Below are 22,820 nucleotides of genomic sequence, written 5' to 3' on the forward strand. Positions count from 1 at the left end.
TTTGCCCCTACTGATTGCTGCCGACGAACTGCAGCACCACCTCGCGCCGGTGCGGCCGGCTGCGATGTTCGATCAGATAGATCGCCTGCCAGGTGCCAAGCGCGAGCTTGCCGTTCAGGACCGGGACCTGCAGCGAGGTCTGCGTCAGCATGGTCTTGACGTGCGCAGGCATGTCGTCCGGTCCCTCGGTATCATGCGTCCACCCCGCATTCTCCGGCGCGAGCCGGGACAGCGCAGTGGTGAGATCGACCAGCACCGACGGGTCGGCGTTCTCCTGGATCGTCAGCGACGCCGAGGTGTGGCGGATGAACAGCGTCAACGCGCCCTCGCGCGCGTGCGCCTCGGCGATGAACTTTGCGGCTTCGCTGGTGAGGTCGGTGAAGCCGCGACCGGGGGTCTGCACGGTGAGCAGCGACGATGAGACGGTGGTGGCTTGCACCGTCGATGGCGCCGAGCGGGTTACGGATTTGCCTGATGTCATCAAATTCTCTCAACTCCGACAGCCCCGTAGGACCTCCTACCCGTGGTCAAGAGGTAGACGTCCTTGATGGGCGAGCATAGCGCCGTGCTCGCCGCCGTCCAGGACGCTTCGCGCCGGCGTTGCCGGTGCCGACGGCCTCCTGGACAGCGTCTGCGCGCGGCGCTGTGGCGATCGGCAGGTCGGGACGAAGGAATGGTCACACCGGCCGAACAAAGGAATGAGGCTCAGGCTTTAGTGGAGGTCCTTGCGCTATAGTCCGCCTCGTATGGGGTGTGTCGCTTGAGCGTCGTGCACAAGGCAAAGAGCAAGCGATCCCCTACAGTGCGCAGAGCACGCGCGTGGCCATGTCCTCGCTGTCGCAAGGCATCATAGCGTCGCCTGCTGGCCTCATCGTGTTGGATGGCGACCCGCGACCAGTGATGGACGGCGCTCTGTAGCCGCCTGTTGCAGGCGAGGCGACGGATCACGAAGCGTTGCTTGCCGCTTTGCCGCGTCACCGGCGCGGCCCCTGCCAAGGCGCGCAGAGCATGATAATCTCGCCTGCGCAGAGGCTCTGCGGCCTCGGCGAGCAGTGTGGCGAGATGGATCCTGCCGATTCCTGGCCAGGAGCGAAGGATCGTCACGTCGCACTGCTCCGAGCTCTGCCCCGAGGCCTTCTCCTCGCCTTCGATTGCGACGCACAGACGGTCCAGGTTCTGATGCGCCTCCTTGATCTGCTGATTGACCAGGTGCAGTCGTGCCGCCAAGCTGCGGATGTGTGCGCAGGCGGCCTCGGTGGTGCCGGGTGCCACGAACAGCGGGGCCTCGCGTAAAGTTTCAAGCACCCCCGCCGCATCAAGGCGGCGGATGCGATGGGCTTTCAGAACGCGTGCAATTGCCTTCTCGCTGGCCTTGGCCGCACGGGCCGGCGTCGGCACCATCTGCCAAAGCGCCAGGAACCATTCGTCAGCGACATCGTCGGTCAGCTTGGTGGCCTGCGGATAATATCGCCACAACTGCTTGCGCAGCCGGTTGGCAAGACGTGTGCGCTCCTGCTGCAGTTCGTCGGCCAAGCGCGACCACTCGCGCAGCTCGATCATCGTGGGATCGTCGACCACAAGCCGACGGAACGCCGCGCGATCCGTGCGGAGCGAAGCTCCGAGCACATGGGCATCGCGGCGGTCATCCTTGGCACCAGCCACCGTGAAGCGATCACGGAAGCGGTCAAGCTGCTTGGGATTGATCGCGAACACCGCAAACCCGTGTTCGAGCAACACCTCCACCACCGGGCCGTGCGGCATCTCGATCGCCACGGCGATCTGCCCCGGTGCGGCGTTGGTCTTCTGCAGCAGCCAGTCGCGCAACTCCGTCAGGCCCGCACCCTCATGGGCGAACTCGCAGTGAGCAACCTGTCTTCCTTCGGTATCCAGCAGGCAAACGCTATGGCTCTGCGTTGCCCAATCGATCCCGACGAACCAGCGTACATCTTCGAGCATTGTTGGGACCTCCTTGCTCTCAAAAAGCGGGCCACCGCGATCCTGATCGATCCCTGTACTGGCGCTCTCGGCGCGAACCTCCTACTGGATCTCGACCGCGGCCGCTCTGCCGGGGCGCGGCTCCTACGTCGGTGTTCAAGACACAGGTGGGCAAGGCTGCTCCCGGCGGATCGGCCCGTGTTCCAGTCTACACCTTCGACTGGATGCGAACCCCAAAAGGGTACAGGGTGGGCAAAGCGACTTGTCCGCCATAGCTCGAAGAGCGACGGCGGAAGCGTGCCCATCAATCCCCGCGACGATATCGAGGTGGTGGGCACGGCGCTTCGCGCCTTTGCCCACCCTACGGCAGCTCGTCACACGCTAAATCTTCCCCGACACGTCCTTTTGCACCCGGTTGGCCATGTCGATCAGCCGACGCCAGGCCTTTTCCAGGAACGACATCACGCGATCGAGGTCCTGATCGCTCGGCAGCGGGATCTCGATCTTGCGGTCGCCCTCGGCGACCTTCGGCTCCGCCTTCTTCAGCGGATCGGATTTCGGCAGCGCCTCCTCGATCTTGCCCGACACGGTCGGCCCGGCCGCGAGCTGCCCCTTCAGCTTCTCGACCTCGGCCTGGAGTCGGCCGATCTCGGCATCGAACGCGGCGCGCTCGTCGGGCACCGCGTAGCAGGCCCAGCCGGTCCCGTTCCGGGTGCAGGTCGACATCGTTCCTGTCCGGGTGTCGAGCCGCAGCACCCCCTCCGGGATCGGCGTCATGGTGTAGCGGCCGTTTTCGCCGTCGGGCGCCGATTGCGCGGCCACGAGACTGCCGCTGACGACCATCACAGCAGCGAAGGACGCCGCGAGCCATGATGCTGTGGATGACGTCATTGGTCTCATCGCGCTCTCCGCCACGACGCGCAGGTGGCATGTCCGCAATTCTACACCGCGGCGCGGCGATCTGCCGCCAAAAACACCCGCGCGAAATCAACGATCCCGCCGGCCCGTTTGATCCCTGCAGCGCGGCGAAATGGCGGCCACGTCCACCGATCAAGAGGACAGCTGCTGCGGTGCGGCGTCACGCTGTGCGCAGCGCTGCCGCGCGCGCCAATATCATCAAATAAATCAGCTACATAGCGGAAAGCGACGCAATCGTGACTTGGCTTGACTTGATTATAGGCCATCAGTATGGTCCGCGCGGCTTTTGAGGGTGGCGGGCGTAATTTCCATTCAGCCGGTGCGTTTCGGGTCTTCGTTGCATGACACAGGGCACGGGACACGGCGAGAATGGAGATCGCGATAGATCGCCCGAGGAAGCTGCGCTTTCCGAACGGCTCGGAAATCTTGATCAGCGGTTGTCCGAGTTTCGCGACCGCCGCACCAAGACCGAGCAACCCGCAGGTGACGGTGAGGACAGAGCGGCCAGAGCCTCGGCGATGGCGCTTGGTTTTCGGTTATCCTCCGAGTTGGTCGCCGGTGTCGCTGTCGGGGCGGGGATTGGCTGGGGGTTCGACCGCTTGCTGTCGACGTCGCCCTTCGGATTTATCGTGTTCCTGCTGCTGGGCTTCGTGGCCGGCGTGGTGAATGTGGTGAGATCGGCGGGCGCGGGTCAAAACAGGCGCGGTGGTTCGTAAGGCGATCCGCACAGGAGAGGAGTGATCGTGCCGGCGCCTAGTGCCGGTACGGGCCGGCCCGGCCGGTAGACCGAGACCAGCCGGCATTGCCCGGCAGACCAAGAGATGCCGCGCTGATGAAAATCGATCCGATCCACCAGTTCAACATCGAGCCTCTCTTCACCCTTGGCCATATCGGCAATCACACGATCGCCTTCACCAATTCGTCGCTCTACATGCTGGTGGCGGTGGCGATCATCTCGCTCCTGATGCTTGCCAGCGGCACGCAGCTGGTTCCCGGGCGCCTCCAGTCGGTCGCCGAGATCTCCTACGAATTCGTCGCCTCGACCATCCGTTCGACGGCCGGCGCGGAAGGCATGAAGTTCTTCCCGCTGATCTTCTCGCTGTTCATGTTCATCTGCGTCTCGAACCTGGTCGGCATCATCCCCTACACCTTCACGGTCTCGAGCCACCTGATCGTCACCGCAGGGCTGGCGCTGCTGGTCTTCTTCACCGTCCTGATCTACGGCGTCGCCAAGAACGGCCTGAAATTCTTCTCGATTTTCGTTCCGCACGGCGTCCCCGGCTACGTCCTTCCGCTGGTCATGTTCATCGAGGTTCTGTCGTTCTTCCTGCGGCCGGTCTCGCACAGCATTCGTCTGTTCGCCAACATGTTGGCCGGCCACATCGCGCTGAAGGTGTTCGCGGGCTTCGTCGCCATGCTGGGCTTCTCGCTCGGCGCCATCGGCTGGGTCGGCGGCGTGCTGCCGCTGGCGCTCACGGTTGCGCTGTACGCCCTCGAGATTCTGGTCGCGTTCCTGCAAGCCTATGTGTTTGCGATCCTGACCTGCATCTACCTCAACGACGCCATTCATCCGGGACACTGAGCGGTCCGGGGAATTTCCACCCACAACCCAATCTTTCTTCCAAGGAGTCTAAAATGGATCCGGCAGCAGCAAAACTTATCGGCGCGGGCATCGCGTGCATCGGCATGGGCGGTGCGGGCGTCGGCGTGGGCGTGATCTTCGGCAACTACCTCGCCGCGGCCGTTCGCAACCCCTCGGCCGCTCAGGGCCAGTTCGGCAACCTGATCTTCGGCTTCGCCGTGACCGAAGCGCTCGGCATTTTCTCGCTGCTGATCGCGCTGCTTCTGCTGTTCGTTTTCTAAGAACGACTTCTTTCGCGCCGCTTCATCCGAAGCGGCGCGTGACAGCAACGGGAGTACTCCATGGCTGAGAGTCATGGCGGCGCAAAAGGTCCGACGGCGGGCGCTCACACCGAGGCTGACGGTGGTCACCACGGTGGCGGGTTTCCGCCGTTCGAGAGCAGCACCTTCGCTTCACAGCTGGTGTCGCTCGCGATCTTCTTCGTCCTGCTTTACGTGATCGTGTCCAAGCTCGCTCTGCCGAAGGTCGGCGGTGCGATCGAAGCGCGTCAAAACAAGATCGAGGGTGACCTCACTGAGGCGCAGACGCTGAAGGACCAGTCCAACGCGGCGCTGAAGGCCTATGAAGCCGAGCTCGCTTCAGCGCGTTCGCGGGCACAGGCGATCGGCAACGAATCCCGCGACAAGGCGAATGCGCAGGCGGACGCCGAGCGCAAGGCGCTGGAGGAGCAATTGGCGGCCAAGCTTGCCGAGGCGGAAAAATCCATCGCCTCGACCCGCGCCACCGCCATGAGCAACGTCCGCGGCATCGCGGCCGATGCGGCAGGCACCATCGTGCAGCAGCTCACCGGCCTCGTTCCGGATGCGGCGTCGGTGAATGCCGCCGTTGATGCGTCCTTGAAGGGTTAGTCGATATGTTCTTCGATCCTGAAACCTGGGTCGCCGTCGCCTTCGTGATCCTGATGATCGTGTTCGGCTATCTCGGGGTCTTCAAGTCGGCGATGACGGCGCTGGATCATCGCGCCGCCCGCATCAAGGCCGAGCTCGACGACGCTGCGCGCCTCAAGCAGGAGGCGGCCAAGGTGCTCGCCGACTACAAGGCGCGCAGTGCCACGGCCGAGCGCGAGGCGGCCGACATCATCGCCAACGCCAAGGCCGAAGCCGAGCGCATCGCTGCCGACGCCAAGGCGAAGATGGAAGACTTCGTCGCCCGCCGTACCAAGACCGCGGAGAGCAAGATCGCACTCGCCGAGGCCCAGGCGCTGGCCGATGTCCGCGCCGCAGCCGCGGAAGCCGCCGTCCAGGCCGCTTCCACGATCCTGTCGCAGTCGGTCAAGGGCCAGGTCGCCGACGACCTGCTCGCCAAGGGCATCAACGAGGTTCGGCAGAAGCTGAACTGAGGGCTTTGCCTTCATCAATCAAAAAGCCGGCGCGCGAGCGCCGGCTTTTTTGTTTGTCGGATCGTGTATCCGTACATCGGGTGCCATCACGCCTCACTCGTAATCCACCCTCATCAGATACAGACCGTCCGGCGGGGCGACGATGCCGCAGGCTGTGCGGTTGCGGGCGGCGAGGGCTGCGGAGAGATCGTCCGCGGTCCAGCGGCCCTCGCCGACCCAGACCAGCGATCCCACCATCGAGCGCACCTGGCTGTGCAGGAACGAGCGCGCCGAGGTGATCACGGTGATCTCGCGGCCGTCGCGGAGGACATCGAGCTGGTCAAGCGTCTTCTCCGGCGATTTGGCCTGGCACTCGGTGTCGCGGAAGGTGGTGAAATCGTGCTTGCCGAGCAGGCGCTGCGCCGCCATGTGCATCGCCTCGGCATCGAGCCGGCGCGGCACGCGCCAGGCATGGCCGGCGTCGAGCGCGAGATTGGCGCGGGTGTTGACGATGCGGTAGCGGTAGTGGCGCTTGACCGCCGAGAAGCGCGCCTCGAACGTATCAGGCACGATCTCGGCCTCGAGCACCGCGATCGGATGCGGGCGCAGATGCGCATTGAGCCCGTCGCGAAAACGGCCGGGCGGAAATTGTTTCTCGACATCGACATGCGCGACCTGGCCGCGCGCATGCACGCCGGCATCGGTGCGGCCGGCGCCATGCACCCGCAAATCCGCGCCGGTCATCGCCTTCACGGCCGCTTCGAGCGCGCCCTGCACCGATGGCAGCGTGTCCTGCACCTGCCAGCCGAAGAACGGCGCGCCGTCATATTCGATGGTGAGCTTGTAGCGGGGCATCTCAATCCGGGTGGTGTCATCGCCCGGCCTTGTGCGCAATTGCGCACTGGACCGGGCGATCCAGTACGCCGAGGCATCTGTATTCAGCCGAGAAGCCTCGGCGTACTGGATACCCCGCCTTCGCGGGGTATGACAGCGTCAGTTGAATTTGGCGCCTGCCTTCAGCGGCACGCCGCGCAGGAAGTCCGCGGCCTGCATCCGGGCCTTGCCTTCGCGCTGGAGCTCTATGATGCGGATCGCGCCCTCGCCGCAGGCGATGGTGAGGAGGTCGTCGATCACCTCGCCCGGCGCGCCGGAGCCCTTCGCCAACTCGCAGCGCAGGATCTTTACACGCGCACTCTCGAGCTCCGCCCAGGCGCCGGGAAACGGCGACAGGCCGTGGATGTGGCGCAGCACCGCGCGCGCCGGCTTGCTCCAGTCGATCCGCGCCTCGACCTTGTCGATCTTGGCCGCGTAAGTGACGCCGTCCTCGCTCTGCTTTTTGAGCTGGAGCCCGCCGCGGTCGAGCGCGGCCATGGCGCGCACCATCAGGTCGGCGCCAAGGCGCGAGAGACGATCATGCAGGTCGCGCGCGGTCATGGTGTCGGTGATCGGAAGGCGCTCGGCCATGGCGACGTCGCCGGTGTCGAGACCGACATCCATCTTCATCACCATGACGCCGCTCTCGGCATCATCAGCCATGATCGCCCGATTGATGGGCGCCGCGCCGCGCCAGCGCGGCAAGAGCGAAGCGTGCAGATTGTAGCAGCCGAGCTTCGGCGCATCGAGGATCGCCTGCGGCAAGATCATGCCGTAGGCGACGACCACGGCCGCATCCGCGTCGAACGCACGAAATTCCTCGAGCGCTTCCGGCGTCTTCAGCGTCTTCGGCGTCAGCACGGGAATGCCGAGTTTTCGCGCGGCTTCTTCAACCGGGGTCGGCTGCAATTGCAGGCCGCGCCGCCCGCCCGGCTTCGGCGCGCGGGTGTAGACGGCCGCGATCTCGTGGCCATGCGCGACCAGCTCGAGCAGCGTCGGCACGGAGAAATCGGGCGTACCCATGAAGATGAGGCGGAGGGACATCGGAAAGAACCTGCGGAAGGACGCGATCCAGTGACAGTCATTCCGGGGCGGCTCGAAGAGCCGAACCCGGAATCTCGAGGTTCTCAGGTGCGCAATTGCGCACCATAGTTCGATGCTTTGCATCGCCCCGGAACGACGGAAAGCCTACTCGCCCGCGCGCTTGGCGGCCTTCTCGAACTTCTTCATCACGCGGTCGCGCTTGAGCTTCGACAGATAATCGACGAACAGCACGCCGTTGAGATGGTCGATCTCGTGCTGGATGCAGGTGGCGTAGAGGCCTTCGGCATCCTCCTCGTGCACCTTGCCGTCGAGATCGGTGAAGCGCACGCGCACCTTCGCGGGACGTTCGACCTCCTCGTAATATTCGGGGATCGACAGGCAGCCCTCCTCGTAGACCGAGAGCTCTTCGGAGGAAGCCAGGATCTCGGGATTGATGAACACGCGCGGCTCGTGCTTGGTCTCGCCGCTCTCGTCGCGCTTGGCGAGGTCCATGGTGATCAGGCGCAAGGGCTGCGCGACCTGGATCGCCGCCAGGCCAATGCCGGGCGCGTCGTACATGGTCTCGAACATGTCGTCGGCAAGCTTGCGGATCTCCGAAGTGACCTTCTCGATCGGCTTGGAGACCAGGCGCAGCTGCCTGTCGGGCAGGATGATGATTTCTCGTAGGGCCATGGCCGCGATTTAAGCCCCGCGCCGGATGCGGTCAATGCGGCGAGGAACCCCGTTAACGCTCCGCTAACCATAAAACGTCAGGTTTCGTTAACCATAAAAGGTAGGGAGTTCTTAACCCCAACCGTTCCCTCTTCGTTCGCGCTTTGAGGCGAATCGGTTAGAACAGCTGGCATGAACGAGATCATTTTCACGGCTGGCGACTGGCCGGTGCGCACCATCGACGCGCTGATCGGCTTCGGCGCGCTCGTCCTCATCCTGCTGGTGGTGATTGCGGTGGTGATCGCGCGATCCGGGCGGCGCGGCGCGGAGCTCGCCATGGCCCACGCGATCCGGGCCGACGAGCTCGAGGAACGCCTCGCCCAAGTGCTTCGTGCCCAGAGCGAGGCCTCGGGGCGGGTCGACGCCATGACCCAGGCGCTGGCGGGCCGGCAGGCCGAGATGGCGCGGGCCGTCAATGAGCGGCTGGATTCGGTCACCCACCGCGTCGGCCAGTCCATGGAACATTCGACCCGCAACACCATGGAGAGCCTGCGCGCCCTGCACGAGCGGCTCGGCATCATCGACAACGCGCACAAGAACCTCACCGACCTCACCACGCAGGTGACGACGCTACGCGACGTGCTCGCCAACAAGCAGTCGCGCGGCGCCTTCGGCCAGGCGCGGATGGAGGCGATCGTCCAGGACGGCCTTCCCAAGGGATCCTACGAGTTCCAGTTCACGCTCTCGACCGGAAAACGGCCCGACTGCGTCGTGTTCCTCCCCGACCAGCGCCCGCTCTGCATCGACGCCAAATTTCCGCTGGAGGCGATGACGGCGCTGCACGACGCCCGCACCGACGAGGAACGGCGTATCGCCACGCAGCGCCTGCGCGGCGACGTGATGAAGCATGTCAGCGACATCGCCGAAAAATACCTCGTCATCGGCGAGACCCAGGAGATGGCGCTGATGTTCGTGCCGTCGGAATCGGTCTACGCCGAGATCCACGACGGCTTCGACGACGTGATCCAGAAGGCCTATCGCGCCCGCGTGGTGCTGGTGTCGCCCTCGCTGCTGATGCTCGCGATCCAGGTGATGCAGCAGATCATGAAGGACGCGCGCATGCGCGACGCCGCCGACCAGATCCGCACCGAGGTGATCAAGCTCGGCGACGACCTCGGGCGCCTGCGCGACCGCGTGCTGAAGCTGCAGAAGCATTTTGCCGACGTGAACGAGGACGTGCGCCAGGTGCTGATCTCCGCCGACAAGATCGAGAAACGCGCGGGGCGGATCGAGGAACTCGACTTCAGCAAGAGCGATGCGCCCGCAGAGGGCCCGCGGCTGGTGGCAACCGGCGCGGGCGAGCTGTTTCCGCGGAAGCTTCAGGCGGGGGAGTGACTTGCTTACCTCTCCCCGCCTGCGGGGAGAGGTCGGATCGCTCTTGCGATCCGGGTGAGGGGGTACAGGCCTCACGACCACCTCCCGCATGGGGAGAGGCCCTCACCCCAACCCTCTCCCCGTAAGAACGGGGAGAGGGAGAAGAGGCAGCGCCCCCAGAATCTGCTAACACCACCTCATGACCGCTCCCGACGCGACTTCCGGAACCGTCCAAACCAGCGCCGCCGCCCCCTCCTGGCGCGAGAGCCTTGCCGTGTACCTGCAACCGCGGGTGCTGATCGTGCTGTTCCTCGGCTTCTCCTCGGGGCTGCCGCTGGCGCTGTCGGGATCGACGCTGCTGGTGTGGATGCGCGAGGCCGGGGTCGATCTCAAGACCATCGGGCTGTTCGCGCTGGTCGGCACGCCCTACACGCTGAAGTTCCTGTGGGCGCCGCTGGTGGACGCGCTGCATGTGCCGCTGTTCACCCGCGCGTTCGGGCGGCGGCGCGGCTGGCTGGTGTTCTCGCAGCTGCTGCTGATCGTCGCGATCCTGCTGCTGGCGATGACCGATCCCGCGCGCTCGCCGTTCTACGTCGCGCTCGGCGCGCTGCTGGTGGCGACGACGTCGTCGACGCAGGACATCGTGGTCGATGCCTTCCGCGTCGAGAGCCTGCCCGAGAGCGAGCAGGCCGCCGGCATGGCGGCCTACGTCGCGGCCTATCGCATCGGCATGCTGGTCTCGACCGCGGGCGCGCTGTTCATCGTCTCGGGCTTCGAGGGCACCGGCATCACCCGCACCTCGGCGTGGATGTGGGGCTATGTGGTGATGGCGGCGATGGTGCTGATCGGGACGATCACGGCGCTGGTCGCGACCGAGCCCGAACAGTCGGTGCGGGCCGAGGCGGCGACACAGGCCGAGACTGCGTTCACGCGCGTGCTGCACGCGGCAATCGGCGCCTTCTCGGAATTTTTGACGCGCAAGGATGCGCTCGCGGCACTCGCTTTCGTGGTGCTGTTCAAGTTCACCGACGCCTTCTCGGGCACCATGACGGCACCGTTCGTGATCGACCTCGGCTTCACCCGCAACGACTATGCGGCGATCGTGAAGGGCGTTGGCCTTGCCGCGACGCTGATCGGCGGCTTCGCCGGTGGTTTCGTCGCGCGGCGCTACCCGCTGGCGACATCGCTCTGGATCGGCGGCGTGGTGCAGGCGCTCGCCAACCTGTCCTTCTCCTGGCTCGCCGTGGTCGGCACCAATCAATGGGCGCTGGCGCTCGCCATCTGCGCCGAGAATTTCACCAGTGCCATCGGCACCGTGATCTTCGTCGCTTATCTCTCCGCGCTGTGCCAGAATCCGCTGCACACGGCGACGCAATATGCGCTGCTTACCGCGCTCGCGGCGGTGGGGCGGACGTATCTGTCATCGAGCGCGGGCTATGTCGCGGAGACCACCGGCTGGCCGCTGTTCTTCGTGATCTGCGTGCTGGTGGCGATCCCGAGCCTGCTGCTGCTGGCCTGGCTGCAAAAGCGCGGGCATTTCGAGGCACTGGGGCCGGTGCGGGTTTGAGGCTGTTCGCGTCCCACCCCCGCTGCCGTAGGGTGGGCAAAGCGAAGCGTGCCCACCATCACGCCATGAATCAGAATCAGGTGGTGGGCACGGCGCTCTGCGCCTTTGCCCACCCTGTACCCTTTTGGGGTTCGCATCCAGTCGAAGGTGTAGACTGGAACACGGGCCGATCCGCCGGGAGCAGCCTTGCCCACCTGTGTCTTGAACACCGACGTAGGAGCCGCGCCCCGGCAGAGCGGCCGCGGTCGAGATCCAGTAGGAGGTTCGCGCCGAGAGCGCCAGTACAGGGATCGATCAGGATCGCGGTGGCCCGCTTTTTGAGAGCAAGGAGGTCCCAACAATGCTCGAAGATGTACGCTGGTTCGTCGGGATCGATTGGGCAACGCAGAGCCATAGCGTTTGCCTGCTGGATACCGAAGGAAGACAGGTTGCTCACTGCGAGTTCGCCCATGAGGGTGCGGGCCTGACGGAGTTGCGCGACTGGCTGCTGCAGAAGACCAACGCCGCACCGGGGCAGATCGCCGTGGCGATCGAGATGCCGCACGGCCCGGTGGTGGAGGTGTTGCTCGAACACGGGTTTGCGGTGTTCGCGATCAATCCCAAGCAGCTTGACCGCTTCCGTGATCGCTTCACGGTGGCTGGTGCCAAGGATGACCGCCGCGATGCCCATGTGCTCGGAGCTTCGCTCCGCACGGATCGCGCGGCGTTCCGTCGGCTTGTGGTCGACGATCCCACGATGATCGAGCTGCGCGAGTGGTCGCGCTTGGCCGACGAACTGCAGCAGGAGCGCACACGTCTTGCCAACCGGCTGCGCAAGCAGTTGTGGCGATATTATCCGCAGGCCACCAAGCTGACCGACGATGTCGCTGACGAATGGTTCCTGGCGCTTTGGCAGATGGTGCCGACGCCGGCCCGTGCGGCCAAGGCCAGCGAGAAGGCAATTGCACGCGTTCTGAAAGCCCATCGCATCCGCCGCCTTGATGCGGCGGGGGTGCTTGAAACTTTACGCGAGGCCCCGCTGTTCGTGGCACCCGGCACCACCGAGGCCGCCTGCGCACACATCCGCAGCTTGGCGGCACGACTGCACCTGGTCAATCAGCAGATCAAGGAGGCGCATCAGAACCTGGACCGTCTGTGCGTCGCAATCGAAGGCGAGGAGAAGGCCTCGGGGCAGAGCTCGGAGCAGTGCGACGTGACGATCCTTCGCTCCTGGCCAGGAATCGGCAGGATCCATCTCGCCACACTGCTCGCCGAGGCCGCAGAGCCTCTGCGCAGGCGAGATTATCATGCTCTGCGCGCCTTGGCAGGGGCCGCGCCGGTGACGCGGCAAAGCGGCAAGCAACGCTTCGTGATCCGTCGCCTCGCCTGCAACAGGCGGCTACAGAGCGCCGTCCATCACTGGTCGCGGGTCGCCATCCAACACGATGAGGCCAGCAGGCGACGCTATGATGCCTTGCGACAGCGAGGACATGGCCACGCGCGTGCTCTGCGCACTGTAGGGGATCGCTTGCTCTTTGCCTTGTGCACGACGCTCAAGCGACACACCCCATACGAGGCGGACTATAGCGCAAGGACCTCCACTAAAGCCTGAGCCTCATTCCTTTGTTCGGCCGGTGTGACCATTCCTTCGTCCCGACCTGCCGATCGCCACAGCGCCGCGCGCAGACGCTGTCCAGGAGGCCGTCGGCACCGGCAACGCCGGCGCGAAGCGTCCTGGACGGCGGCGAGCACGGCGCTATGCTCGCCCATCAAGGACGTCTACCTCTTGACCACGGGTAGGAGGTCCTACGGCAGTTCGTTGTGAGGCGCCGCCGCCCCCTACTGCTTCTTGATCAGGCTCCACTTCGTGATCACGGCCTCGCTCATCTGGCCGGGATCGCTGGCGCAGGCGACCTCGTCGACCTTGACCGAGATCTCCTTGCCGACGAACGATTTCAGCTGCGTGGCCTGCGCATCGCTGGAGGTGACGAGCTGGAAGGTTTCGGGCCCGGTCTCGAGATTGCACAGCCCGTTCGGCGCCGGCAGGCGGCGCGGCTCGGAGGTGATCTGGTACATCGCAACACGCTTGCCGGCGTTCTTGACGTCGCGCACCTTCATCGCGTTCAGCTCGCCCGAGAGCACGTCGCCCGTGTTGATCGGCCTGCCGGGTTTGGGGGCCGGCGGTGCCTCGTCCTGCTGCGCGGAGATGGCCGGCGTCACCAGCAGCATCATCGTCGCGACCAAAGCCGAGCGTGTGGCGAAAAGTTTCGTCATGTCGTCCGTTCCGTGAGATCTGTAGGATAGCTAGAACAGGGTCCGCTGCCGCATGGCGGCCGATAGCGTACCTTCGTCGAGATAATCAAGCTCGCCACCGACCGGCACACCATGGGCCAGACGGGTTACTTTTACGTTGGCGTCCTGAAGCAGGTCGGTGATGTAGTGCGCCGTGGTCTGGCCGTCCACTGTCGCATTCAGCGCCAGGATGATCTCATGCACCTCGGCAGCATGCGCACGCGCCACCAGTGCGTCGATGGTGAGGTCCTGCGGGCCGACGCCGTCGAGCGGCGACAATGTCGCGCCCAGCACATGATAGCGCCCCTGGGTCGCATTGGCCCGCTCCAGCGCCCAGAGGTCGGCGACGTCGGCGACGACGACGATGATCGCGGGATCGCGCTTCGGATCGGTGCAGACCGTGCAGGGATTTTGCGTGTCGATATTGCCGCAGGTCTTGCAGACCTGGACCTTGTCCAGCGCGACCTGCAAGGCGGACGACAGCGGCATCATCAGCGCTTCGCGCTTCTTGATCAGATGCAGCGCCGCGCGCCGCGCCGAGCGCGGACCGAGGCCCGGCAGCCGCGCGAGAAGCTGGACCAGCCGCTCGATCTCGGGACCTGCAACCGCGCCCATGTTACTGGCCGAACAGCCCCGGCGGCAGGCCGAGCCCGCCGGTGAGCGACTGCATCTTGTCCTGCACCGCGGTTTCCGCCTTGCGGCGGGCATCACTGAGCGCGGTGACGAGCAGGTCTTCCAGCACCTCGCGCTCCTCCGGCTTCATCAGCGAGGGATCGATCTTGATGCCCTTGACGTCCATCTTGGCGGTCATGCGCACGGCGACGAGACCGCCGCCGGAGATGCCTTCAACCTCCACATTGGCGAGCTGCTCCTGCATTTCCTGCATCTTGGATTGCAGTTGCGCCGCCTGCTTCATCATGCCGAGAAAATCAGCCATCGGTGCCTTGTCCTTGGAAAGAATGGCTCAGAGATCGTCGCCGTCGGAACCGTCGGGCGGATCGTCACTGCCATAGTCCGCATTAATATCGGATTCCGGCGCCTCGGGGGCAAGCCTGCGGACCTCGACGACCTTCGCACCGGGGAAGCGCGACAGCACCTCCTGCACGCGCGGGTCGGCTTCGGCGGTACGCGCATGCTCCTGCTTGGCGGCCTGGTTCACCGAGCGCAGCGTTGGCTGGCCCTGCTCGTTCGAGACGATCACCGTCCAACGCCGGCCGGTCCACAGCTCGAATTTCTTCGCGAGCTCCGAGATCATGGTCTTGGAGGCGTTCGGCTCGAGCGCGACCTCGAGCCGGCCCTCCTCGAAACGGACGAGGCGCATGTCGCCCTCGAGCGCGCCCTTGGTCATGAGGTCGCGCTTCTGGCCCGCGAGCGCCACGAGCTGGGTGAAGCTGGTGATGCGCAGCTGGGGCGCAGCGCCTTGCGTATCCGGCGCGGGCGCCGCCATCTGCGGACGGGCCGCGCCGCCGAACGCGGTCGGCGACGACGTCGGCATACGAACGGGCACGGCTGAAGCAACCGGCGATGCCGAAGCAACCGGTGCGGCCGGCGCACTGCCGCGCGCAGCACCGCCGCCGTTCACGACCGGCGAGCCGCCGCCGTTCTGCTCCAGCATCCGGATCGCTTCGTCCGGCGTCGGCAGATCGGCGACATAGGCGATGCGCACCAGCACCATCTCGGCGGCCGCTGCGGGACGCGTTGCGGCCTGCACCTCGGTGATGCCCTTGAGCAGCATCTGCCACATCCGCGACAGCACGCGCATCGAGATTTTCGAGGCGAAATCCTTCGCGCGCACCCGCTCGGTCTCGCCATAGGCGACGTTGTCGGCGGTCGCCGGCACGATCTTCACGCGGGTGACGAAATTGACGAATTCGGCAAGGTCCGAGAGCACGACGATCGGATCGGCACCGACGTCGTATTGATCGCGGAACTCCTTGAACGCGGCGGCGATATCGCCGCGCGCCAGCGAGTCGAAGAGGTCGATCACGCGGGTGCGGTCGGCAAGGCCCAGCATCTGCCTGACGGCGTCCGCCTTCACCTGCCCCGCCGCATGCGCGATCGCCTGGTCGAGCAGCGACAGAGAGTCGCGCACGGAGCCTTCGGCAGCGCGCGCGATAATGCCGAGCGCCTCCGCCTCGATCTCGACGCTTTCCTTCGCGGCGATGTTAGCAAGGTGCTTCATCAGCACGTCGGCCTCGACGCGGCGGAGATCAAAGCGCTGGCAGCGCGACAGCACCGTGACGGGAACCTTGCGGATCTCCGTCGTCGCGAACACGAACTTGGCGTGCTCCGGCGGCTCCTCCAGCGTCTTCAGGAAGGCATTGAACGCCGCCGTCGACAGCATGTGGACTTCGTCGATGATGTAGACCTTGTAGCGGGCGCTGGCCGGCGCATAGCGTACGCTGTCATTGATCTGGCGGACGTCGTCGACGCCGGTGTGCGAGGCCGCGTCCATCTCCAGCACGTCCATATGCCGGCTTTCCATGATCGCCTGGCAGTGCACGCCGAGGGTCGGCATGTGGATGGTCGGCCCCTGCACCGAACCGTCCGGCATCTCGTAGTTGAGCGCCCGGGCCAGGATGCGCGCAGTGGTGGTCTTGCCGACACCGCGGACGCCGGTGAGGATCCAGGCCTGCGGAATGCGCCCGGTCTCGAACGCATTGGAGACGGTGCGGACCACGGCCTCCTGGCCGATCAAATCGTCAAAGCTGGAGGGGCGGTATTTGCGCGCCAGCACCCGGTAGGGCGCGTTGCCGGCCGGTCCGGCGCTGTCAGGATTGGGAGGGGCGCCAGCATCGGTCATCGGTCGATCCGCAATGAAATCTCTCTCGGCTGGCTTTTGCGGAAAGGAGCGCGCTGGCGGGAAGGCCCGCCGGCGCAATTCGCTCGGAAAAACAGGTAGGAGACTGACGAGCGACCCGATCCGGACCTCGTTAGGGCTGCTTCCTTCCGGACCTGACCCGGTTGGCGAGTGGCTCGTCCACCGCCAATCTCCCGGTCCCTATTTGGGGCCAAAGGGCGCGGAAAGCAAGCGGGTATCGGCTTGAACCGCTTGATCTTGCCCAGCATCCGGGCAATTCCGGACCTGCCCAGCCGATAGGCTGTGCTTTCGCTGCCGGGATCACCTTGCTAAGAACGCTGCCGGAACTCCACCCAACCAGAAAAGCGATTGATCCCAATGGTTACACGTCGTGATGTTGCATCGATTGTCGGACTTGGCGCCGTGACGGCGGCCGCGCTGGCTGCGCCGGCGGTGGCCCAGACCGCCGATCCGAACGAATCGACCTTCGCCCGCATCCGCCGGACCAAGAAGATGCGGATCGGCGCGGTCGGCGGCGGCGCACCGTACTACATGAAGGACCTCGCCACCGGCCAGTGGAAGGGCTTCTACATCGACATTGCGAAAGGCCTCGCCGACGACATGGAGGCCGAGCTCGAGATCACCGAGACCACCTGGGGCAATTCGGTGCTCGACCTGCAATCCAACAAGATCGACATCTTCTTCGGTCTCAACCCGACCCCGAAGCGCGCGCTGGTGATCGACTTCTCGGTACCGGTCTTCAACAACGCCTTCGGCATCCTCTGCAAGAAGGACTTCAAGCCGAAGAGCTGGGCCGAGCTGAACTCGCCCGATGTCAAGATCGCGGTCGACCAGGGCTCCTCGCACGACCAGGTCGTCAGCCGCCTGACGCCGAAGGCGCAGATCACCCGGCTCAAGACCGCCGATGATGCCACCGCCGCGCTGCAGACCGGCCGCGTCGACGCGCAGTGCCTGATCACCATGCTGTCGCTCACCGTGCTGAAGAAGAACCCCTCGCTCGGCCAGTTCGTGCTGCCGACGCCGATCTTCGCGACGACATCGAATGCCGGCTTCCGCCGCGAGACCGACAAGACCTGGCGCGACTACGTCAACACCTGGATCGACTTCAACAAGGGCCTCGGCTTCATCCGCAACGCGATCATCACGAACATGGAGCTCGTGGGCGTGACCGAGGCCGACATTCCGCCGGGCGTGTCGCTGTAAGTGATGCGTTTGGGGCAAGCGCGGTCCGTTCCTCTCCCTCTCCCGCTTGCGGGAGAGGGTCGGGGAGAGGGTGTCTCCGCTAGGGAGACTCCCCAAGAGGAGAGAACCCTCACCCGGCGCTTCGCGCCGACCTCTCCCGCAAGCGGGAGAGGTGCAGCGCGCCCGCAGCTCGAACTTTCCAAGCCATTTTGCGACTGAGGTCCGAAAGAAATATGTATCAGTGGGACTTCGGCATCCTCTGGAGCTATCGCTGGCTCTTTCTCAACGGCCTGGGCGTCACCGTCGGCTTCACCGTGGTCATCGTCGTCTGCGGGTTGCTGTTCGGCCTGCTCGGCGCATTCGGCAGCCTGTCGCGCTTCAGGGCGCTGCGGCTGACTGCGCTGGCCTTCATCGAGGCGTTTCGCTGCACGCCGATCCTGGTGCAGCTGATCTGGTTCTATTACGCGCTGCCGATCCTGGCCGGCGTCGAGATGACGCCGATCACCGCTTCAGCGCTGGCGCTGTCGCTCTATGGCGGCTCGTTCTATTCGGAGATCATCCGCGGCGGCATCGTCTCGATCGACAGCGGCCAGTCGGAGGCCGGCGCCGCGCTCGGCATGACGCCGAGCCAGGCCATGCGGCGCATCGTGCTGCCGCAGGCGATCAAGCGCATGATCCCGGCACTGATGAACCAGTCGATCATCCAGTTCAAGAACACCTCGCTGGTCTCGGTGCTGGCGGTGCCTGATTTGGTCTATCAGAGCCAGGTTGCCGCCCATGACAGCTACCGGCCGCTGGAAACCTACACCGCGGTTGCGGTTGCCTATGCGGCGATCCTGATCCCGCTCACCATTATCGTCCGGCGCGGCGAGAAGCGACTGGCGGTCAGCGAATGAGCGACACAACGAAGATCGAAATCCGGGCCTTGCGCAAGAGCTTTGGCAGCAACGAGGTCCTGAAGAACATCAATCTCGACGTCGCCAAGGGCGGCGTCGTCGCGCTGATCGGGCCATCCGGCTCCGGCAAGTCGACGCTGCTCCGCTGCATCAATCTCTTGGTCGTGCCCGACGGCGGCAGCGTCCGCGTCGGCGACACCCGCTTTGCATTCGGTGAAGGTGCGAAGCTCCCCGATGTGAAGTCTCTCGCAAAGTTCCGCGCCACCACCGGCATGGTGTTCCAGCATTTTAATCTGTTCCCGCACATGACCACGCTCCAGAACGTGATGGAGGGCCCGGTCACGGTGCGGCGCATGGCCAAGGCCGATGCGGAAAAGCTCGCACGTGCGCAGCTTGCCAAGGTGGGTCTCGCGGAGAAGGCTGACCAATATCCGGCGACGCTCTCCGGCGGGCAGAAGCAGCGCGTCGCGATCGCGCGGGCACTTGCGATGGAGCCTGACGTGATGCTGTTCGACGAGGCCACCTCGGCGCTCGATCCCGAGCTCGTCGGCGAGGTGCTGAACGTGATGCAGCGGCTGGCGTCCGAGGGCATGACGATGGTGATCGTGACCCACGAGATCGCGTTTGCCCGCGAGGTGGCCGACCGCCTGATCTTCATGCGCGACGGTGTCGTCGTCGAGGAAGGCCCGGCGCGGCAGGTGATCGACAATCCGCAGCAAGCCGCGACGCGCGCCTTCCTCAGCCATTTCCACCGCACCGGCGCATTGCCGCCGGCCAACGCAACACCGTGATGCCTAGTATCGATCGCGTCTATCTCGTCACCGGCGCCGCTAGCGGCATCGGCCGCGCCACCGCAAGACTGCTCGCGGCGCCCGGCACCGCCCTGCTGCTGCACACGCGCTCCAACGCCGAAGGTCTCGACGCCACTGCCGCGGAAGCCGAAGCAAAGGGCGCGGCTGTCGCAAAGTGCCTCGGCGATTTCGCCGAGGAAACAGCGGCCACCGATGCCATCGCAGCGACCCAAACGGCCTTCGGCCGGCTCGATGGACTGGTTCTCGTCGGTGGCCATGCCCGCCGCGGCAGCGCGATCGGCACGCCCGCGGAGGAGTTCCGCAAGGCCATGGACGAATCGGCGCTGGCCTTCACGCGGCTCGTTGACGCCGCGCTGCCGCTACTGCGTGCTGGGCGAGATGCGCGGATCGTCGCGGTGTCGTCCTTCGTCGCGCACGCGATCCGGCCCGAATTCGCGCCCTTCGCGGCGACCGCCGCGAGCCGCTCCGCGCTGGAAGCGCTGGTGCGGCTCACCGCGATGGAGCTTGCGAAAGACGGCGTCACCGTCAACGCGGTGTCACCCGGCCTGATCGTCAAGGACAAGCCGAGCGAGAGCCGATTGTCGCCCGAGCAGATCGCCGCAACCGAAGCACTGATCCCGATGCGCCGCCGCGGGCGGCCGGAGGAAGTCGCCGAAATCATCGCCTTCCTGGCATCACCGAAGGCGTCCTACGTCACCGGCCAGGTCTGGCACGTCAATGGAGGCCTGACATGACCGAAGCAACCGTCGAACGCATCAGGCTGTTCCTGATCGAAAGCCCGATCAAGATGGCGCGCCTGCAGGGCGTCGGCAACGTCAAGGGCACCGTGAAGCGCGTGCTGATCGAGCTGACGTCGAGCGACGGCGTGGTCGGCTGGGGCGAGGCCGCGCCGTGGGAGGTGTTTACCGGCACGCCGGAAGCGGCGTTCTCGGCGCTCGACATCTATCTGCGCCCCATCGTGCTCGGCAAATCGGTGCGCCGCATCCGCGCGCTGATGGCCGAGCTTGACCGCGCGCTGGTCGGCCACGCCGAAGCAAAAGTCGGAATCGAGATGGCGCTGCTCGACATCGTCGGCAAATCGTCGGGCCTGTCGGTTGCCGACCTCCTCGGTGGCCGCGTGCGCGACACCATCCCCCTCTCCTTCTCGATCGCAGATCCTGACTTTGCCGCCGACCTCGAGCGCATGCGCAAGATGGTTCCCGAAGGGAATGTCATCTACAAGGTCAAGACCGGCGTAAAGCCGCATCGGGAGGACCTCGACCATCTCGAAGCGATCCGCAAAGAGTTCGGCGACAAGGTCGATCTGCGCGTCGACTACAACCAGGCGCTGGCGCCGTTCGGCGCCATAAAAATCCTGCGCGATGTCGAGCAGTTCGCGCCGACCTTCATCGAGCAGCCGGTGCCGCGCAAATTTCTCGACGTGATGGCGCAGCTCACCGCGGCGCTGGAGACGCCCCTGCTCGCCGACGAGAGCTGCTTCGACCGTCGCGACATGATGGAGGTGGTGCGCCGCGAGGCGGCGGACGCCGTCTCGATCAAGCTGATGAAGGCGGGCGGCCTGTTCGAGGCGCAGGCGATCATGGCGATCGCCGACATCGCCGGCCTGCCCGGCTATGGCGGCACGCTGTGGGAAGGCGGCATTGGCCTTGCCGCCGGCACCCAGCTGATCGCGGCGACATCAGGCATCTCGCTCGGCTGCGAATTCTACATGCCGCATCACGTGCTGACCGAGGACGTGCTGGAAGAGCGCGTCGCCAACCGCGCGGGCCATGTCGTGGTGCCGGACGGCCCCGGCCTCGGCATCCGCGTCAGCGAAGCCTCGGTCCGCGCTAATGCGCGGGTGCTGGCGGAAGCGTAAGGCAGCCGCGCGCACCACCACAAACTCGGTCGTCGTCCCGGGCAAGCGACAGCGCAGACCCGGGACCCATAACCACCGGATCGAGTTTGGCGAAGATTCGGAGTTGCCGGTTCGCGTAATAACCACTCCCTGTGGTTATGGGTCCCGGATCAGCGCGCGCCTTGGGCGCGCTTGTCCGGGACGACGAGCGTGTATGCAGTTGCCATCCTTCCCCTATCGGAATCGCTGTCGTATGGTCGCATCAAACAAGCCCGTTCCCCATCGGGCCATCCGGAAACGCATATGTCCGAACCCGCCTGGTCGCTGCACTCCCGCCTGAAAGAGGACACCATCGACATCGGCGATCTGCCGCTGTCGAAGGTGCTGGTCATCAAGGACGCGCATTATCCCTGGCTGCTGCTGGTGCCGCGGCGGGTGGATGCGGTCGAGATCATCGATCTCGACGAGGTGCAGCAGGCGCAGCTCATGACCGAGATCTCCCGCGTTTCGCGCGCGCTGAAGGAGATCACCAAATGCGACAAGCTCAATGTCGCCGCACTCGGCAATCTCGTGCCGCAGCTGCACGTCCACATCATCGCGCGGCGGACCAGTGACGCGGCCTGGCCGCGGCCAGTCTGGGGCGTGATGCCGCCTCTGGCACACGATGCGGCAGAGGTTCAGAATTTCATCAGCGCGCTTCGCCGAAAAATCTGGTTGGGTTGAAAGAACAGCAATGTCAGCATTCGACGCATTTCCGCTGGGGCAGCCGGCCTTCGTCACCAACGTCCTCGAGCGCGCCGCGCATCTGCGCCGCGACGACGAGAAGCTGTTCGCGCTGGAGCAAAAGCCATCGTCGCGCGCCTATGTCGTCTATCGCGATTCGCTGCTGGTGAAGCGCGAAGGCGACAAGGTGCGCGCGCTGCTAGGAATCGACGAGGCGCTGAAATGCGGCGCCAATCCCGGCACGATCTTCCTGGGCCTGCGCGATGGCGCGGCAATGTTCGGCATGGGCATGTCGCAGGCCGCCGCCGAGAAGCTGATCGGCCGCGAGGACTACACCGTCACCGAGCTGCGCGGCATGGCGATGCAGGGCGCGATCCCGCCCGTCGAGCTGTCAGCGATCGCAATGGCGAAGTCGATGGTCGGCTGGCACCAGCGCCACGGCTATTGCGCCAATTGCGGCGCGCGCAGCGCGATGAAGGAAGGCGGCTGGAAGCGCGAATGCCCTGCTTGCAAGGCCGAGCATTTTCCGCGTACCGATCCGGTCGTGATCATGCACGTCGCCTCCGGCGACAAGTGCCTGCTCGGCCGCCAGAAGCAGTTTCCGCCGGGCATGTTTTCGTGGCCTCGCCGGCTTCGTCGAAGCCGCCGAGACGATCGAGGACGCCGTGCGCCGCGAGATCCTGGAAGAGTCCGGCATCCGTTGCACCGACGTGCAGTATTACATGACCCAGCCCTGGCCCTATCCGTCGTCGCTGATGATCGGCTGCAGCGCGCGGGCCGTGAGCGAGGACATCGTCGTCGATCATTCCGAGCTCGAGGACGCACGCTGGTTCACGCGCGAGGAGGCGGCGAAGATGCTGACGCGGACGCATCCGGACGGGCTCGCCGGCCCGCATCCCTTCGCGATCGCCCATCACCTGCTCGGTCGCTGGGTGCACGACAAGAGCTGACCGCCG

25 protein-coding genes, 1 other RNA gene and 1 pseudogene are annotated in these 22,820 nt (G+C 65.4%); 15 read left to right on the forward strand and 12 right to left on the reverse strand.

What is annotated here, in order from left to right; translation table 11 throughout:
* Positions 1-7: 7 nt before the first annotated feature.
* The 4 genes from ACVJ19_RS09000 to ACVJ19_RS09015 form a co-directional block, all read right to left on the reverse strand.
* Positions 8-481, reverse strand: coding sequence for a secondary thiamine-phosphate synthase enzyme YjbQ (locus tag ACVJ19_RS09000; protein WP_453949280.1), 474 nt, complete (start codon positions 479-481; stop codon positions 8-10).
* A 224-nt stretch (positions 482-705) separates the two neighbouring features.
* Complete coding sequence (locus ACVJ19_RS09005; protein ID WP_453948482.1) at positions 706-1,956, reverse strand: IS110 family RNA-guided transposase; 1,251 nt, start codon at positions 1,954-1,956, stop codon at positions 706-708.
* Positions 1,957-2,316: 360 nt separating this feature from the next.
* Positions 2,317-2,835, reverse strand: coding sequence for a hypothetical protein (locus ACVJ19_RS09010; protein ID WP_453949279.1), 519 nt, complete (start codon positions 2,833-2,835; stop codon positions 2,317-2,319).
* 41 nt (positions 2,836-2,876) lie between these two features.
* The gene (locus tag ACVJ19_RS09015) at positions 2,877-3,119 is read right to left on the reverse strand and encodes a hypothetical protein (protein WP_453949278.1); all 243 of its coding nucleotides are present in this window, start codon (positions 3,117-3,119) and stop codon (positions 2,877-2,879) included.
* A 75-nt stretch (positions 3,120-3,194) separates the two neighbouring features.
* Between ACVJ19_RS09015 and ACVJ19_RS09020 the strand changes: the two genes are divergently transcribed.
* The 5 genes from ACVJ19_RS09020 (at position 3,195) to gspM (ending at position 5,834) form a co-directional block, all read left to right on the forward strand.
* Positions 3,195-3,569, forward strand: a complete 375-nt coding sequence (locus tag ACVJ19_RS09020) for an AtpZ/AtpI family protein (RefSeq protein ID WP_453949277.1) — start codon at positions 3,195-3,197, stop codon at positions 3,567-3,569.
* A 116-nt stretch (positions 3,570-3,685) separates the two neighbouring features.
* Positions 3,686-4,435 carry a F0F1 ATP synthase subunit A gene (locus ACVJ19_RS09025; protein WP_453949276.1) on the forward strand — a complete coding sequence of 250 codons (750 nt, stop codon included), beginning with the start codon at positions 3,686-3,688 and terminating at the stop codon, positions 4,433-4,435.
* A gap of 53 nt (positions 4,436-4,488) precedes the next feature.
* A complete protein-coding gene (locus ACVJ19_RS09030) occupies positions 4,489-4,716 on the forward strand; it encodes a F0F1 ATP synthase subunit C (protein WP_018643436.1) in 228 nt (75 codons plus the stop codon).
* 60 nt (positions 4,717-4,776) lie between these two features.
* Positions 4,777-5,343, forward strand: a complete 567-nt coding sequence (locus ACVJ19_RS09035; RefSeq protein ID WP_453949275.1) for a F0F1 ATP synthase subunit B family protein — start codon at positions 4,777-4,779, stop codon at positions 5,341-5,343.
* A gap of 5 nt (positions 5,344-5,348) precedes the next feature.
* Positions 5,349-5,834: a type II secretion system protein GspM gene (gene gspM / locus ACVJ19_RS09040; protein WP_172786056.1), complete on the forward strand. Its 486-nt coding sequence runs from the start codon at positions 5,349-5,351 to the stop codon at positions 5,832-5,834.
* A gap of 93 nt (positions 5,835-5,927) precedes the next feature.
* On the opposite strand, the gene truA is transcribed toward gspM, so the two are convergent.
* From truA to def, 3 genes are all read right to left on the reverse strand, one after another.
* Positions 5,928-6,668: a tRNA pseudouridine(38-40) synthase TruA gene (gene truA, locus ACVJ19_RS09045; RefSeq protein WP_453949274.1), complete on the reverse strand. Its 741-nt coding sequence runs from the start codon at positions 6,666-6,668 to the stop codon at positions 5,928-5,930.
* Positions 6,669-6,806: 138 nt separating this feature from the next.
* Entirely contained in the window at positions 6,807-7,730 is a 924-nt protein-coding gene (gene fmt, locus ACVJ19_RS09050) for a methionyl-tRNA formyltransferase (RefSeq protein WP_453949273.1), read from the reverse strand.
* A gap of 144 nt (positions 7,731-7,874) precedes the next feature.
* On the reverse strand, positions 7,875-8,402 hold the full coding sequence (gene def / locus ACVJ19_RS09055; protein WP_453949272.1) for a peptide deformylase: 528 nt from the start codon (positions 8,400-8,402) through the stop codon (positions 7,875-7,877).
* Positions 8,403-8,573: 171 nt separating this feature from the next.
* On the opposite strand from def, the gene ACVJ19_RS09060 reads away from it, so the two are divergent.
* From ACVJ19_RS09060 to ACVJ19_RS09070, 3 genes are all read left to right on the forward strand, one after another.
* Entirely contained in the window at positions 8,574-9,776 is a 1,203-nt protein-coding gene (locus ACVJ19_RS09060; RefSeq protein WP_453949270.1) for a DNA recombination protein RmuC, read from the forward strand.
* A gap of 178 nt (positions 9,777-9,954) precedes the next feature.
* On the forward strand, positions 9,955-11,322 hold the full coding sequence (locus ACVJ19_RS09065) for an AmpG family muropeptide MFS transporter (RefSeq protein WP_453949269.1): 1,368 nt from the start codon (positions 9,955-9,957) through the stop codon (positions 11,320-11,322).
* A gap of 340 nt (positions 11,323-11,662) precedes the next feature.
* Positions 11,663-12,913, forward strand: a complete 1,251-nt coding sequence (locus tag ACVJ19_RS09070) for an IS110 family RNA-guided transposase (RefSeq protein WP_453948482.1) — start codon at positions 11,663-11,665, stop codon at positions 12,911-12,913.
* A gap of 227 nt (positions 12,914-13,140) precedes the next feature.
* Here the strand turns inward: ACVJ19_RS09070 and ACVJ19_RS09075 are convergent, their stop codons facing one another.
* The 5 genes from ACVJ19_RS09075 to ffs all read right to left on the reverse strand — a co-directional run bounded on the left by ACVJ19_RS09075 (position 13,141) and on the right by ffs (position 16,588).
* Positions 13,141-13,575 (reverse strand): hypothetical protein, encoded by a 435-nt coding sequence (locus ACVJ19_RS09075; RefSeq protein WP_453949268.1) that lies wholly within the window; start codon positions 13,573-13,575, stop codon positions 13,141-13,143.
* 30 nt (positions 13,576-13,605) lie between these two features.
* Positions 13,606-14,208, reverse strand: a complete 603-nt coding sequence (recR, locus tag ACVJ19_RS09080; RefSeq protein WP_027561562.1) for a recombination mediator RecR — start codon at positions 14,206-14,208, stop codon at positions 13,606-13,608.
* 1 nt (position 14,209) lies between these two features.
* The gene (locus ACVJ19_RS09085; RefSeq protein ID WP_211405301.1) at positions 14,210-14,530 is read right to left on the reverse strand and encodes a YbaB/EbfC family nucleoid-associated protein; all 321 of its coding nucleotides are present in this window, start codon (positions 14,528-14,530) and stop codon (positions 14,210-14,212) included.
* A gap of 27 nt (positions 14,531-14,557) precedes the next feature.
* The gene (locus tag ACVJ19_RS09090) at positions 14,558-16,396 is read right to left on the reverse strand and encodes a DNA polymerase III subunit gamma/tau (RefSeq protein ID WP_453949267.1); all 1,839 of its coding nucleotides are present in this window, start codon (positions 16,394-16,396) and stop codon (positions 14,558-14,560) included.
* A 95-nt stretch (positions 16,397-16,491) separates the two neighbouring features.
* Positions 16,492-16,588, reverse strand: an RNA gene (gene ffs, locus ACVJ19_RS09095) — signal recognition particle sRNA small type.
* Positions 16,589-16,771: 183 nt separating this feature from the next.
* On the opposite strand from ffs, the gene ACVJ19_RS09100 reads away from it, so the two are divergent.
* The 7 genes and pseudogenes from ACVJ19_RS09100 (at position 16,772) to nudC (ending at position 22,814) form a co-directional block, all read left to right on the forward strand.
* Positions 16,772-17,617: a transporter substrate-binding domain-containing protein gene (locus ACVJ19_RS09100; RefSeq protein ID WP_453949266.1), complete on the forward strand. Its 846-nt coding sequence runs from the start codon at positions 16,772-16,774 to the stop codon at positions 17,615-17,617.
* Between the two features lie 212 nt (positions 17,618-17,829).
* Positions 17,830-18,492 (forward strand): amino acid ABC transporter permease, encoded by a 663-nt coding sequence (locus ACVJ19_RS09105; RefSeq protein ID WP_453949265.1) that lies wholly within the window; start codon positions 17,830-17,832, stop codon positions 18,490-18,492.
* Positions 18,489-19,283, forward strand: coding sequence for an amino acid ABC transporter ATP-binding protein (locus ACVJ19_RS09110; protein WP_453949264.1), 795 nt, complete (start codon positions 18,489-18,491; stop codon positions 19,281-19,283). The genes ACVJ19_RS09105 and ACVJ19_RS09110 overlap by 4 nt, the downstream gene beginning before the upstream one ends.
* Positions 19,283-20,038 (forward strand): SDR family NAD(P)-dependent oxidoreductase, encoded by a 756-nt coding sequence (locus tag ACVJ19_RS09115; protein ID WP_453949263.1) that lies wholly within the window; start codon positions 19,283-19,285, stop codon positions 20,036-20,038. The genes ACVJ19_RS09110 and ACVJ19_RS09115 overlap by 1 nt, the downstream gene beginning before the upstream one ends.
* Complete coding sequence (locus ACVJ19_RS09120; RefSeq protein ID WP_453949262.1) at positions 20,035-21,162, forward strand: muconate cycloisomerase family protein; 1,128 nt, start codon at positions 20,035-20,037, stop codon at positions 21,160-21,162. The genes ACVJ19_RS09115 and ACVJ19_RS09120 overlap by 4 nt, the downstream gene beginning before the upstream one ends.
* Positions 21,163-21,444: 282 nt before the next feature.
* Complete coding sequence (locus ACVJ19_RS09125; RefSeq protein ID WP_453949261.1) at positions 21,445-21,864, forward strand: HIT domain-containing protein; 420 nt, start codon at positions 21,445-21,447, stop codon at positions 21,862-21,864.
* A 10-nt stretch (positions 21,865-21,874) separates the two neighbouring features.
* Positions 21,875-22,814: pseudogene (gene nudC, locus ACVJ19_RS09130) on the forward strand (NAD(+) diphosphatase).
* Positions 22,815-22,820 lie beyond the last annotated feature (6 nt).

This window comes from Bradyrhizobium sp. USDA 376, from assembly GCF_054063675.1.